The sequence below is a fragment of the Sphingomonas sp. S-NIH.Pt3_0716 genome, assembly GCF_003950715.1.
GTDB lineage: Bacteria > Pseudomonadota > Alphaproteobacteria > Sphingomonadales > Sphingomonadaceae > Sphingobium > Sphingobium yanoikuyae_A.
The window spans coordinates 21,528-35,104 of the sequence record NZ_QLJK01000001.1; the positions used below are offsets into that span (position 1 = coordinate 21,528).

General features: G+C 65.1%; 14 protein-coding genes. 8 read left to right on the plus strand and 6 right to left on the minus strand.

Annotation, left to right across the window (positions count from 1 at the left end):
* Positions 1–742: 742 nt before the first annotated feature.
* Positions 743–2,059: an adenylosuccinate lyase gene (gene purB, locus BRX37_RS00075; RefSeq protein WP_125985095.1), complete on the minus strand. Its 1,317-nt coding sequence runs from the start codon at positions 2,057–2,059 to the stop codon at positions 743–745.
* A gap of 287 nt (positions 2,060–2,346) precedes the next feature.
* Here purB and BRX37_RS00080 point away from each other — a divergent pair, with 287 nt between their 5' ends.
* Positions 2,347–2,760 carry an EF-hand domain-containing protein gene (locus tag BRX37_RS00080; RefSeq protein ID WP_202600451.1) on the plus strand — a complete coding sequence of 138 codons (414 nt, stop codon included), beginning with the start codon at positions 2,347–2,349 and terminating at the stop codon, positions 2,758–2,760.
* Positions 2,761–2,900: 140 nt separating this feature from the next.
* Here the strand turns inward: BRX37_RS00080 and BRX37_RS00085 are convergent, their stop codons facing one another.
* Positions 2,901–3,086, minus strand: coding sequence for a hypothetical protein (locus BRX37_RS00085; RefSeq protein WP_004211421.1), 186 nt, complete (start codon positions 3,084–3,086; stop codon positions 2,901–2,903).
* A 223-nt stretch (positions 3,087–3,309) separates the two neighbouring features.
* On the opposite strand from BRX37_RS00085, the gene BRX37_RS00090 reads away from it, so the two are divergent.
* From BRX37_RS00090 to pyrF, 7 genes are all read left to right on the plus strand, one after another.
* Positions 3,310–4,458: a fumarylacetoacetate hydrolase family protein gene (locus BRX37_RS00090; protein WP_125985260.1), complete on the plus strand. Its 1,149-nt coding sequence runs from the start codon at positions 3,310–3,312 to the stop codon at positions 4,456–4,458.
* Entirely contained in the window at positions 4,455–5,213 is a 759-nt protein-coding gene (xylB, locus tag BRX37_RS00095; protein WP_125985097.1) for a D-xylose 1-dehydrogenase, read from the plus strand. The genes BRX37_RS00090 and xylB overlap by 4 nt, the downstream gene beginning before the upstream one ends.
* A gap of 1 nt (position 5,214) precedes the next feature.
* Positions 5,215–6,090: an SMP-30/gluconolactonase/LRE family protein gene (locus tag BRX37_RS00100; RefSeq protein ID WP_125985098.1), complete on the plus strand. Its 876-nt coding sequence runs from the start codon at positions 5,215–5,217 to the stop codon at positions 6,088–6,090.
* A gap of 29 nt (positions 6,091–6,119) precedes the next feature.
* Positions 6,120–7,532: a sugar porter family MFS transporter gene (locus BRX37_RS00105; RefSeq protein WP_125985099.1), complete on the plus strand. Its 1,413-nt coding sequence runs from the start codon at positions 6,120–6,122 to the stop codon at positions 7,530–7,532.
* A 65-nt stretch (positions 7,533–7,597) separates the two neighbouring features.
* Positions 7,598–8,386: an aldose 1-epimerase gene (locus BRX37_RS00110; protein ID WP_486055926.1), complete on the plus strand. Its 789-nt coding sequence runs from the start codon at positions 7,598–7,600 to the stop codon at positions 8,384–8,386.
* 68 nt (positions 8,387–8,454) lie between these two features.
* The gene (locus BRX37_RS00115; RefSeq protein ID WP_010337958.1) at positions 8,455–8,793 is read left to right on the plus strand and encodes a lipopolysaccharide assembly protein LapA domain-containing protein; all 339 of its coding nucleotides are present in this window, start codon (positions 8,455–8,457) and stop codon (positions 8,791–8,793) included.
* A complete protein-coding gene (gene pyrF, locus BRX37_RS00120) occupies positions 8,790–9,464 on the plus strand; it encodes an orotidine-5'-phosphate decarboxylase (protein WP_010337957.1) in 675 nt (224 codons plus the stop codon). Before BRX37_RS00115 ends, pyrF begins: the two co-directional genes overlap by 4 nt.
* 57 nt (positions 9,465–9,521) lie before the next feature.
* On the opposite strand, the gene BRX37_RS00125 is transcribed toward pyrF, so the two are convergent.
* From BRX37_RS00125 to BRX37_RS00140, 4 genes are all read right to left on the minus strand, one after another.
* Positions 9,522–10,622 carry a glycoside hydrolase family 43 protein gene (locus BRX37_RS00125; RefSeq protein ID WP_318276539.1) on the minus strand — a complete coding sequence of 367 codons (1,101 nt, stop codon included), beginning with the start codon at positions 10,620–10,622 and terminating at the stop codon, positions 9,522–9,524.
* Between the two features lie 206 nt (positions 10,623–10,828).
* The gene (locus BRX37_RS00130; RefSeq protein ID WP_048937371.1) at positions 10,829–11,257 is read right to left on the minus strand and encodes an acyl-CoA thioesterase; all 429 of its coding nucleotides are present in this window, start codon (positions 11,255–11,257) and stop codon (positions 10,829–10,831) included.
* Positions 11,258–11,351: 94 nt separating this feature from the next.
* On the minus strand, positions 11,352–12,005 hold the full coding sequence (locus tag BRX37_RS00135; protein WP_004211411.1) for an outer membrane protein: 654 nt from the start codon (positions 12,003–12,005) through the stop codon (positions 11,352–11,354).
* A 177-nt stretch (positions 12,006–12,182) separates the two neighbouring features.
* Positions 12,183–13,577 (minus strand): L-serine ammonia-lyase, encoded by a 1,395-nt coding sequence (locus BRX37_RS00140; RefSeq protein ID WP_125985102.1) that lies wholly within the window; start codon positions 13,575–13,577, stop codon positions 12,183–12,185.

The following is a 13,577-nucleotide window of genomic DNA, read 5'->3' on the forward strand; positions in this document are numbered from 1 at the left end:
CCCCCGGCCCAGAAGGGCGGAACCTTTCAGTCGGCCTATCTCCACCCTTATGCGTGCTTTCGATGTCGTAAGAGCTTCAAGCGGGCTACGCGAGTAGAGGCTGTCCTGCCATGCCCTGAATGCGGAGGCCCCAGCATTGGGCTAACTCGCAAATTCAAACCGCCAAAGCGATCCGACGAGAAGCAGTGGAAAAAGGTCGAGGCTCTGGTGCGCCACGGCTTCTTGTTCTGGAGCATTGGGGAGCCTTACCCCGATATTCTCCAAGAGGTGGCGGCGTTTGCGCGTCGTCATGCGGACGAGATTAAACGCGCGCGGGCACGAAGCCCGGAAGGCTACCGCCAGATCGAGGAAGCGTTGGCAGTTCGGGATTGATCGCGCATGTCGGCGTTCCCTCGATTTGGTAATACTTGCGATTTGAATGAGCGGCCGGTTTCAGGAATGCGGATGATCTGATGGAGTGACCATTTCTGGTCGCCTCCAGACCTTCCTCCCCTGCAAGGGGAGGTGGCTGGCCGAAGGCCAGACGGAGGGGTATCCCCCTCTCGATAGCGTGACACCCCTCCACCACTTCGTGGTCCCCCTCCCCTTGCAGGGGAGGAATTTACAACCGCTTCTGGTCGTCAGCGGTCAAAGTCCTTTTTCGTCATGACTTCGCCATGCTCGCAAGGACGCAAAAGGGCGCCGGACCGGGTGGTCGGGCGCCCTTTTTCTTCACTGTCGCGCGACGCTGGCCGCCTGAGCGTCAGGCTTCGCCGAAGACGCGGGCGAAGATGGTGTCGACCTGCTTGAAGTGATAGTCGAGGTTGAACTTGTCCTCGATTTCCTGCGCGCTCAATGCCTTGGCGACATCTTCGTCGGCCTTGAGCAGTTCGAGCAGCGAGAGCTGGCCATCGGATTCCCAGACCTTCATCGCGTTGCGCTGGACGTAGCGATAGCTGTCTTCGCGGCTGACGCCGGCCTGGGTCAGGGCCAGCAGCACGCGCTGCGAGTGGACGAGGCCACCCATCTTGTCGAGATTCTTCATCATCCGCTCGGGGTAGACGAGCAGCTTGTCGATCACGCCGGTCAGGCGGCCGAGCGCGAAGTCGAGGGTGATGGTCGCGTCGGGGCCGATATAGCGCTCGACCGAGGAGTGCGAGATGTCGCGCTCATGCCAGAGCGCCACATTTTCCATCGCCGGCAGCGCATAGCTGCGCACCATGCGGGCGAGGCCGGTGAGGTTTTCGGTGAGGACCGGGTTGCGCTTGTGCGGCATGGCCGACGAGCCCTTCTGGCCGGGCGAGAAATATTCCTCGGCCTCCAGCACTTCGGTGCGCTGCAGGTGGCGGACCTCGACGGCGAGGCGCTCGATCGAGCTGGCGATGACGCCGAGCGTCGCGAAGAACATGGCGTGGCGATCGCGCGGGATCACCTGGGTCGAGACCGGCTCGATCGCGAGGCCGAGCTTTTCGGCCACATGTTCCTCGACGCGCGGGTCGATATTGGCGAAGGTGCCGACCGCGCCCGAGATGGCGCAGGTGGCGACTTCCTCGCGGGCCGCGATCAGGCGGGTCTTGCAGCGCGAAAATTCGGCATAGGCTTCCGCCATCTTGAGGCCGAAGGTGACCGGTTCGGCATGGATGCCGTGGCTGCGGCCGATGGTCGGGGTCAGCTTGTGCTCGAAGGCGCGGCGCTTGATGACGTCGAGCAGCTTGTCGAGATCCTCGATCAGCAGGTCGGCGGCGCGGGTCAGTTGCACGGCCAGGCAGGTGTCGAGCACGTCGGAACTGGTCATGCCCTGGTGCATGAAGCGGGCTTCGTCGCCCACCTGTTCGGCAACCCAGGTCAGGAAGGCGATGACGTCATGCTTGGTGACGGCCTCGATCGCGTCGATCGCGAGCACGTCGATCGCGGGGTTGGTGGCCCACCAGTCCCACAGCGCCTTGGCGGCCGACGGCGGGACGACGCCCAGTTCGCCCAGCTTCTCGGTCGCGTGCGCCTCGATCTCGAACCAGATCTTGAAGCGGGCTTCCGGCTCCCAGAGGGCGGTCATTGCGGGACGGGAATAGCGGGGGACCATGGGCGAATCCTGCGGCTGGAGGGTGGATATTGCCGCGCCGCCTAGCAGCCCGCGCACTTTGGGGCAATTGAGGAGGCTCCCCTGCCCCGCGCGCGCCTCATCCGGCCGCAATTATCCAAGCAAAGACAGTCGAACCGAAGCATTTCATAAGTCCAAATGCGTAGATGAACCGATGTTCAGGAACTTTTCCTAGTCTTCATGTATTATGTGATGGCAATTAAGGCATGAAGCCAAAGCAGGCGCCCAATGCAGGCCCTGCGCGTTTCAATGATATAAAGGATGTCGCCATGATCCGCACCTTGCTTCTGACGAGCGCCATGCTGGTCGCAGCGCCCGCATTGGCGCAGCAGGCTGCGCCGGCCGATCCGGCAGCGCAGGCCGCACAGCCGGCCGCGCCCGCGAGCCCGCCCGAACCGCAGGCCGCGCAGCCGGCAAACCCGGCCAATTCGGTCGCCGCGATCGTCGAGTCGGAATTCCCGGCCTATGACACGAACAAGGACGGACAACTGGACCAGGGCGAGTTTTCGCGCTGGATGGTGGCCCTCAAGGATCAGGAGATGAAGGCCACCGGCAAGACGCTGCCGCCGGCCGAAGTCACCGCCTGGGCCAGCGGCGCCTTTACCACTGCCGATGCCGACAAGAGCATATCGGTCAGCAAGCCCGAACTGATCAGCTATCTGAGCGGCAGCGCGGGCGCATAAATATTTCCCTTCCCGTCACGAAGGCAGGGAAAATACAGAACCCCAAGCGGGTCGCACCGGGGCGGCATGTCACAGAACATGCCGCCTCCTTTTTTTTTGATGGCGGATGGCCGCGGGGCCGGGAAGAGGCCCCGACGGGTTCAGCGACGCTTCTTGGTATAGAGCAGGGCAGCGACGATCGCGGCCGAGCCGATGCCCACGGCCGTGCCCATCCACACGGCCTTTCCGGCGGACTTGCGCGCCGCATCGGCGAGATCGGGGGCATTATCCTCTGGCTGGAGGGCTTCTGCGCCGGCGTCCGGCACGCTCTCTTGGTTCTTCTTCATAGTCCCCCTTCTATGCCGCAGCCCGGCGGGACTGAAAAGGGCTGACGTAGCGGCAAGGCCGGAAATTCGCCGTGCCACGCGCACGCCATGACGCCTGACCCGCCGCCAGCAAAGCCCCGACGCCCCGCCGCTGCGAGCGATTTTCATCAGGGGGTCTTGACTTGCACCGCCCTTCCATGTTGGTAGCGCTATCAATCAACAACCAGGTGCATAGGAGAAGATGATGCCGGGGGATACCGCCTTGCTTGACTGTCTGCCGCATGACTGGCGGACCGGGCTTTTCCTGGGCCGCATCCAGACGAACGCGGGCCCGAGCCCGATCCTGGTGTCGCAGGGCATCGTGTACGACATGAGCGCGATCGCGCCGACCAGCGCCCAGCTGGTCGAGAAGCTGCCCTTCGTCGCCGCCACCGATGGCGAGAAGATCGGCGATCTGGACGCGATCGAAGCGGCGCTGCTGAGCCCGGTCGACCTGCAATGCGTCAAGGCCTGTGGCGTGACCTTTGCCCTGTCGGCGCTGGAGCGCGTGATCGAGGAACGGGCGCGCGGCGATGCCGGCGCGGCCGCCGAAATCCGTGGCCGCCTGGAAGAGCGGGTGGGCGGATCGATCCGCGCCGTGGTGCCGGGCACCGAGGAAGCCGCAGCGCTCAAGGCCGCGCTGATCGAGGACGGCCTGTGGTCGCAATATCTGGAGGTCGCGATCGGCCCGGACGCGGAAGTCTTCACCAAGGCGCCGGTGCTGGCGACGGTCGGCCCGATGGCGGAAATCGGCATCCGGTCCGATTCCACCTGGAACAATCCCGAACCCGAGGTCGTGCTGCTGGTCAATGCCGATGGCCAGGCCGTGGGCGCGACCCTGGGCAACGACGTCAACCTGCGCGATTTCGAGGGCCGCTCCGCCCTGCTGCTGGGCAAGGCGAAGGACAATAATGCGTCCTGCTCGCTCGGCCCGCTGGTTCGTCTGTTCGACGGCGACTTCACGATCGACGATGTCCGCAATGCCGAAGTCGGCCTGACCATCGAGGGGCCGGAAGGCTATATGCTCGAAGGCACGAGCCGGATGGACCAGATCAGCCGCGATCCGCTGGAACTGGTGCGCCAGACCCTGTCGGAACATCAATATCCCGATGGCTTCGCGCTGTTCCTGGGCACGCTGTTCGCGCCCGTGCAGGACCGTGACGAGGAAGGCCGCGGCTTTACGCACAAGGTCGGTGACATCGTTGCCATCTCCACCCCGCGCCTGGGCAAGCTGATCAATCCGGTGGTGACGTCGAAGGACGCCGCACCCTGGACCTTCGGCCTGACCGCGCTGATGACCAATCTTGCCGGGCGCGGTCTGCTCTCGGCCTTCGACCAGAAAGAAACTGCATGAGCCGCGCCATCTACCCGAGCCTGAAGGGCAAGCGGGTCTTCATCAGCGGCGGCGGCAGCGGCATCGGCGAAGGGCTGGTCGAAGCCTATGCGATGCAGGGCGCGCATGTCGCCTTCTGCGACATCGCCATCCCCGAAAGCGAGGCGCTGGCCGCACGGCTGAGCGGCTGTGCCTTTACCCCGATCTTCCACGCCTGCGACCTGCGCGACATCGACGCGCTGCAGGCGATGATGGCGCGGGTCGAGGCGGAACTGGGCGGGATCGACATCCTGATCAACAACGCCGCCAATGACGATCGCCACGTGATCGAGGACGTGACCCAGGCCTATTGGGACGAGCGGATGGCGGTCAATCTGCGCCACCAGTTCTTCGCGGCGCAGGCGGCGATCCCGGCGATGAAGCGCGCGGGCGGCGGCGTGATCCTGAACTTCGGTTCGATCAGCTGGCACCTGGCCCTGCCCGACCTCATCCTCTACCAGACCGCCAAGGCGGCAATCGAGGGGCTGACGCGCAGCCTGGCCCGCGACCTTGGCCGCGACAATATCCGCGTCAACACCATCATTCCGGGCAATGTGAAGACGCTGCGCCAGGAAAAATGGTACACGCCCGAAGGCGAGGCCGAGATCGTCGCGGCCCAGTGCCTGGACGGCCGCATCCTGCCGGTCGATGTCGCCGCGCTGGCCATGTTCCTGTCGTCGGACGATGCGCGCTATTGCACCGGCCATGACTATTTCATCGACGCCGGCTGGCGCTGAGATGCGCGACGCCGCACCGCGCAGCGTCCTGTCGGTCGGGGCGATACTGGGCGAAGGGCCGATCTGGGTCGCGCGCGAGGCGGCCTTGTGGTTCGTCGACATCAAGGGCCATGCGATCCACTGCTTCGACCCGGCGCTGGACGTGTCCAAGAGCTGGACCACGCCGGGCCAGGTCGGCTGGATCGTGCCGACCGATGACGGGCTGTTCGCGGTCGGCCTGCAATCGGGCGTGCATCGCTTCGATCCCAGGAGCGGCGCCTTCACCCTGCTCCACGCGCCCGAGGCGCATCGGCCGGGCAACCGGCTGAACGACGCCACGGTGGCGCCCGGCGGTGCCCTGTGGTTCGGGTCGATGGACGATGCCGAGGCAGAGGAAAGCGGCCGCTTCTATCGGCTGCATCGCGGCGACCTGGTCGAGAGCGGGCTGGCCGCCGTGTCGATCACCAACGGCCCTGCCCTCTCGCCTGACGGGCGCATCCTCTATCATACCGACACGCTGGGCCGCGCCATCTGGCAATGCCCGGTCGATGCCGATGGCGTCGCCGGCGCCGCCACCCTGTTCACGCGGATCGAGGATGGCGCGGGCTATCCCGACGGCCCCACGGTCGATGCCGAAGGCTGCCTGTGGACCGGGCTGTTCGGCGGATGGGCGGTGCGCCGCTATGACCCGGCCGGGCGACTGATGCGGGAAATCCGCTTCCCCGTCGCCAACATCACCAAGATCGCCTTTGGCGGCCCGGAGCTGATGACGGCCTATGCCACGACGGCGCGCAAGGGACTGGATGTGACAGCGTTGACAGAACAGCCCCTGGCAGGCGATCTGTTCGCCTTCGACGCCGGCGTCGCGGGGCTGCCGGGCCATGTCGCCACGATATAGAAGAAATAGAGAGCTGGAAGGACAAGCAGATGAGTGAGGGGAGCGCCGGGAAGGTCAATATGGCCTTCATCGCAGCGATCGTGGCCGTCGCCACGATCGGCGGTTTCATGTTCGGTTATGATTCGGGCGTCATCAACGGCACCCAGAAGGGGCTGGAAGCCGCCTTCGACCTGGGCAAGCTGGGCATCGGCGTCAATGTCGGCGCGATTCTGGTCGGGTCGTCGATCGGCGCGTTCGGCGCGGGCCGCATGGCCGACATCATCGGCCGTCGCGGCGTGATGATGCTGGCGGCGATCCTGTTCCTGGTGAGCGCGCTGCTGGCCGGTGCCGCCGGTTCCTCCGCCATCTTCATCATCGCCCGCATCATCGGCGGCCTGGGCGTCGGCGCGGCGAGCGTCATCTCGCCGGTCTATATTTCCGAAGTCACCCCCGCATCGATCCGCGGCCGGCTGTCGAGCGTGCAGCAGGTGATGATCATTTCCGGCCTCACTGGCGCCTTCGTCGCCAATTTCGTGCTGGCCCGCTATGCCGGCGGTTCGACCGCGCCCTTGTGGCTCGACTTCCCGGCCTGGCGCTGGATGTTCTGGTTGCAGGCGATCCCGGCCGCCATCTATTTCCTGGCGCTGCTGGTGATCCCGGAAAGCCCCCGCTATCTGGTCGCGCGCGGCCAGGACGAACGCGCCCGCGCGGTCCTGACCAAGCTGTTCGGTGCCGAGGAAGCCAATCGCAAGGTTACCGAGATCCGCGCCAGCCTGGCCGCCGATCATCACCACCCCAAGCTCAGTGACCTGATCGACAAGGCCAGCGGCAAGGTGCGCCCGATCGTGTGGGCCGGCATTGGCCTCGCCGTGTTCCAGCAGCTGGTCGGCATCAACGTCGTCTTCTATTATGGCGCCACCCTGTGGGAAGCCGTCGGCTTTTCCGAGGATAATGCGCTGCAGATCAACATCCTGTCGGGCGTGCTGTCGATCGGCGCGTGCCTGGGCACGATCATGCTGGTCGACAAGATCGGCCGCAAGCCGCTGCTGCTGATCGGCTCGGCCGGCATGGCGGTGACGCTGGCGATCGTCGCCTATGCCTTCTCCACCGCCGTCACCGGCGCGGATGGCGGCGTGGTGCTGCCGGGCCATAATGGCCTGATGGCGCTGATCGCGGCGAACCTCTATGTGATCTTCTTCAACCTGAGCTGGGGTCCGATCATGTGGGTGATGCTGGGCGAGATGTTCCCCAACCAGATCCGTGGTTCGGGCCTGGCCGTCGCCGGCTTTGCCCAGTGGATCGCCAATGCCGCGATCTCGGTCAGCTTCCCCTCGCTCGCCGTGTCGCCGGGCCTGGTCGTGACCTATACCGGCTACGCCCTGTTTGCCGCCATTTCCTTCTTCTTCGTGCGCGCCATGGTCCATGAGACCAAGGGCCGCGAGCTTGAGGACATGGTCGGCTGAGCAAGATCGTCACCCTGAAGGCGGGCGCGCTCAGTTGCGCGCTCGCCCCTGACATTGGCGGGTCGATCCTGTCCTTCGATCGCGACGGCGTGGCCCTGCTGCGCCGCGCGCCGCAGGACGGCCATGATCCGCTGGACATGGCCAGCTTCCCGCTGGTGCCCTATGCCAACCGCATCGCCCATGGGCGCTATGTGGTGGACGGGCAAAGCTATCAGTTGCCGCTCAATTTCGGCGACCATCCCCACAGCATCCATGGCTTTGGCTGGCAGCGGCCCTGGCATGTGCTGGAGCAGTCGGGCCATGACGTCAGGCTGGAACAGACGCATGACGGCGATGCGGGCTGGCCCTGGGCCTGGCGCGCACAGCAGCATGTCCGCCTGAGCGAGGATGCGCTGGAAGTCACGCTGCTGGTGCAGAATCTGGGCGACAGCCCGATGCCCTGTGGCCTTGGCTTCCATCCCTATTTCGCGCTGGACGGCGACACGATGCTGCGCTTCCACGCCGACACGCTCTGGCTCTCCTCCCCCGACATGCTGCCCGAACGGGAAGTGCCTGCCGATACGCTGGGCGACTGGTCGCAGGGCGCGCGCGTGACCGGCGGCAGCCTGATCGACAATGTCCATGGCGGCTGGGATCATGTGGCGCTGGTCGATCGGGGCGACGGCATCCGCCTGACCTTGATGGCTGAGGGTGCGGACTGGCTGCATGTCTTCCGCCCGCCCGCCGGCGACTTCTTCTGCCTGGAGCCGGTCAGCCATATGCCGGACGCGATCAACGGACCTGAAGGCATGGCGATGCTGCCCGCCGGCGCCACGCAGACGCTGTCGATGATGGTCGCCGTCCGCGAAATCTGAACAGGCGCTTTCGCCCTTCGCCAAAATCGCCTAGGCTGACCGCCCTATCAGCAGCGAGAGGATCGCCGATGCAATTTCTGCGGACTGCCTTCTGGGTCGTCATCGCCGTCGCCCTCGCCTTCTTCTGCATGGCGAACTATGTCCCCGTGACCGTGCGCCTGTGGGGCGACATGGTGATGGAAACCAAATTGCCGGTGCTTCTGATCGGCGCATTCCTGCTGGGCGCCATGCCCTTCTGGATCATGGCCCGCGCGACGCGCTGGCGCATGAAGCGCCGCCTGGAGAGCACCGAGCGCGCGCTGGTCGCCGCGACCGCTTCCGCCGCGCCGGCCACGCCTGCGACGGTGACAACCCCGATCTTGCCCGACGCCACGCCGTCGCCCCTTACCCCTACAGGACAAGCATGAGCAGCCCGATCTATGTCGCCATCGACACGCCCGACCTTGCCAAGGCCCAGCATCTGGCCGGGCAGGTCCGCAACCATGTCGGCGGGCTGAAGCTGGGGCTGGAGTTCTTCTGCGCCAATGGCCATCATGGCGTGCATGAGATGATGAAGTTCGGCCTGCCGATCTTCCTCGACCTCAAGCTGCACGACATTCCCAATACGGTGGCCAAGGCGGTGCAGGCGCTGCACGGGCTGGAGCCGGCGGTGCTGACGGTCCATGCGGCCGGCGGCCGGGCAATGCTGGAGGACGCCAAGGCAGCGGCCGGCACCAAGACCAAGGTGGTGGCGGTGACGGTGCTTACCAGCCTCGATAATGGCGACCTTAACGACATCGGCGTCAATGGTGCGGCCGAGGAGCAGGTGACGCGGCTCGCCGAACTGGCGCGGGACGCCGGCCTGGACGGCATCGTCTGTTCCGGCGAGGAGGTCGCGCTGGTCAAGAAGATCTGGCCCGACGGCTATTTCGTCGTGCCCGGCGTGCGCCCGGCGGGCGGCGCGATGGGCGACCAGAAGCGCGCCGTGACCCCGCGCGAGGCGCTGGACCGGGGCGCGTCGATGCTGGTGATCGGCCGCCCGATCAGCCAGGCCGAAGACCCCGACCAGGCGGCGCGCGCGATCGAAGCGACGCTGTAGGGATGGTGGATCGCATCGGTGGCGCTGAGCCGATCCGGTGCGATCCTCCCCTGCCCCTTATTTCCGGAAGAACGTCTTCAGCCGCTCCGCTTCCGCCGGGGTGATCGGGATGACGGCGCCGTGCTTGGGCTGGGTGAAGTTTGTCGCCTTCATCGGCGATCCCGGCGCGTTGAAATGGCCGATGTCGCGGAAATGGACGAAATCCTCCGTCTCGGAAAAACCCATATTATTGACCGGCTTGGCGCCGAACACATCATACATCAGCACATAGGTGTCGGTGCCGTGGCGCCGCCACAGGTTGGGCGCTTCGGTGCCGACCGTTTCCGGGTCGATCTTGGCAGGATCGAAGACATAGCCGCCATCCATGCGCGATGAGGTCGCCTGACGCAGATGGCCGGGCTTGTCATGCGCGACATAGAAGAGGCGGTAGCGGTCGCCAACCTTGGTAATGTCGCCGTCGATCGTGCCGATGCCGGGCTTGGGATAGGTGAACAGGTCGCGCGGTTCGCTGGTCAGCGTGGTGAAGGCATCGTCCGCATAGGCATAGACCATATGGTCGGTCTCCTTGCCGTTGCGGGTGCTGAAATAGACCATGATCTTGCGCTTGTCGGGATCGTAGATCATTTCCGGCGCCCAGGCGGTGCCGGCATTGGCGGTCGACTTGAACAGCTGATCGATGGTCACGGACGCCAGCGTCCAATGGGTGAGATCATAGGATTTCATGAAGAGCATCGAGCGGTTATTGCCCCAGCCATAGCTGTCGGTCGGCCGCTGCCAATCGGTATCCCGCAGCCCTTCGCGCCTGGCGAAAATATGCAGGTCGGTCATGGCGAGGTAGAAGGCATTGTCGGGACCGCGCATGATATAGGGATCGCGGATACCCTTCTGCTCGGCGACGTCGCGGCCATTGAGGACCGGCGCACCGTCATTGACGTCGGTGAAGCTGTAGCCATCTGCCGAGGTCGCGAAATGCAGCGAGTGGGTCTCGTCCTTGAAATAGACGAGGAGATAGGACGTCCGGGCGCTGGCCTCATCCTTCGCTTCCGGCTTGGCCTTGGCGATGCGCTTGACGATGTCGAGTTGGCGCGGCGGCGTGGCGGGGGCCGCGATCGCCATGGTGGCGCTGCCCAGCAGCAGGCCAAACCCCAGATATGTCATTCCCGACTGCCACCGCATCAACGCCCTCTCCCTCATCCATAGGGCGAGCGCATGATGATCGACAGACGCGCTTCGCCGACAGGGCCGCAGCGGACGGCGCGCTTCGCCGCCCCGTCACCGGCCCTTTATTTGTCGGACTAATGCAAACATCCGGGCATGGGTCAAGCGCGTTCCCGCGCTGCAATCCTGCCGTTCATGAGGTGGGATCAGTCGGCGCTGGTGCCGCTGTCGTCGGGTGCGAAGAAATGCTGCATCACTTCGCGGGCAATGCGGGCCGGGCGCAGGGTGGAGGCATCGACGCAGCACCAGCTCGACTTGACCTCGGCCAGCACTTCCTCGCCACGGCGGATGACGGTTTCGTAGAAGGCACGGGCGCCCTGCACCTTTTCGAGGAGGACGGTGGCGATCACCTCATCGTCCAGGAAGGTGGGCTTGCGATAGGTGATCTCATGCTTGAGCGCGACCCAGAGATGCTGAGCCACCGCCTCGGCCGGGGCGAGCGCGCGCCAATGGTCGAGCACGGCATCCTGCACCCACTTCAGATAGCTGGCATTGTTGACATGCCCCATGAAGTCGATGTCGTCGGGCTGGATGCCAACCGGGTACAGGTGGGGAATCGCGTTACTCACAACCATGTAAGTAACATCCCCGCAGGGCGGCTGATAGAGGCTATGGGCGGATGCTGCAAAAAAGGGGCCGATCGGTGACCGGCCCCCTTTCCGTATCGTCTTAGAAGCGCCAGCCGACCGAGGCGACGACCTGATGGCGGTCGGTGTCGACGTCGAATTCGCTGCTGGTCGAGCCGTCCATGAAGTCGATATGGGCGCTGTCATATTTGGAGTAGCGATATTCGATCTTGGCGAAGGTGTTGGCGTTGAGCGCGCGCTCCACGCCGCCGCCGACGCGCCAGCCGTCCAGCTTGAACGAGGTGTCGGTGACCTGGTTGGTGTCGCCGGCCAGCACGCCCAGCTTGGTGTTCGTGTAGCCACCCTTCACATAGATGAGGGTCGAGGGATCGGCGAGGATACCGGCACGGGCACCGATATAGAGATCGCGGCCCTGCTTGACGCGGCCATAGCCGAACTGGTCGGTGAAGTCGTTGCGGCTGCTCTTGGCGGTGGAGTCGGTGAACTCGCCCTCGACGCCGACGACGGCGCCGCCGACATTCACGTCATAACCCGCGCCGACACCGTAGAGCAGGCCGTCGATCTTCTGATCGTCGCTGCCATTGTCATTGTCGATCGAACTGCCGGCCCCGGTATGGTCATAGCCCAGGATCGCCTCGACGCGCGGGCCGGTGAAGGTCGGGGTGGCATCCTGTGCGAGCGCCGGCGCGGCGACTGCACCACCGGCCAGCAAAGTGGCGACCATCAACTTACGCATAAACATCACTCCGTTGTCTTTCTCTTCCCCTTGGGGGTGAGACGCTCAAGCCGGAGCGGTCATATTTGTTTCATGAACCTCAGATAAACAGCTGATAATGTGGCATTAATGCCACGAAAGCCACTCAGTTCGGCGCGTTCCCGTGGGCCGGGAGCGACGAAATGAGGCGCCGTTCCTTCAGCATTCCACGACATTGACGGCGAGGCCGCCAAGCGATGTCTCCTTGTAGCGGCTGGCCATATCCTCGCCGGTCTGGCGCATCGTCTCGATCACCGCGTCGAGGCTGACGATGTGACGGCCATCACCCTGGAGGGCGAGATAGGCGGCGTTGATCGCCTTCACCGCGCCCATGGTGTTGCGTTCGATGCAGGGGATCTGGACGAGGCCGCCGATCGGATCGCAGGTGAGGCCCAGATTATGTTCCATGCCGATCTCGGCGGCATTTTCGACCTGGCTGTTGGTACCGCCCAGCACGGCGGCGAGACCCGCCGCCGCCATCGAGCAGGCAACGCCGACTTCGCCCTGGCAGCCCATTTCGGCGGCCGAGATGGAGGCGCGCTTCTTGTAGAGGAAGCCCATGGCGGCGGTGGTGAGAAGGAAGCGGCGCTCCCCTTCCCGATCGGCGCCGGGGACGAAGCGGCGATAATAATGAAGCACCGCCGGGATCACACCGGCCGCGCCGTTGGTGGGTGCGGTGACGACCCGGCCGCCGGCGGCATTTTCCTCATTCACGGCAAGCGCGAACAGGCTGACCCATTCGAAGATCTGGGCGGGGCCGACGCTGGCGCCCTGCAACCGCAGCTTGTTATGGATCGCCTTGGCCCGGCGGCGCACCTTGAGCCCGCCGGGCAGCAGGCTCTCTTCTTTCAGGCCGCGATCGATCGAGGCGGACATGGCGTCGATCACGCAGTCGAGAAAGGCCTCGGTCTCTCCCTGAGCGCGCCAGGCGCCCTCGTTGCGCAGCACCAGCGTGGCGATGCTAAGGCCGGTCGCCTCCCCCTGCGCCAGCAGTTCGGCGCCGGACGAGAAGGGAAAGGGCTGGACCACATTATGGCCGAGCGGAATATCCGGGTCGGCGGGAATGGCGCCAGGCAGCACCGCGCCGCCGCCGATCGAATAATAATCACGCACCAGCGGATCGTCCCGGCCCGGCAACCAGGCGGAAAAGCGCATGCCGTTGCTGTGCGCCTCCAGAAATTCGCCCATGCGGAAGACGAGGTCGCGCGCTTCCTCGAACGGCACCCAGTCGAGATGGGCGCTGCCGGCGCGAATGCGGCCATCGTCGCGGATCGCCTGAAGAATGGCGGGGATGGCATCGGGATCGACATTTTCAGGGCTGTGGCCCGACAGGCCGAGGAGGATCGCGCTGTCGGTGGCATGGCCCCGGCCGGTCAGCGCCAGCGAGCCATAAAGTTCGCACTGCACCCGCACCGGACAGGTCGGCAGCGTATCCATGAACATCAGCGCGGCGCGCATCGGCCCGACCGTGTGCGAACTGGACGGGCCGATGCCGATGGTGAACAGGTCCATCACGCTGATCGCGGCGGCGCTGTCGATGCGCGATTTGGTCAC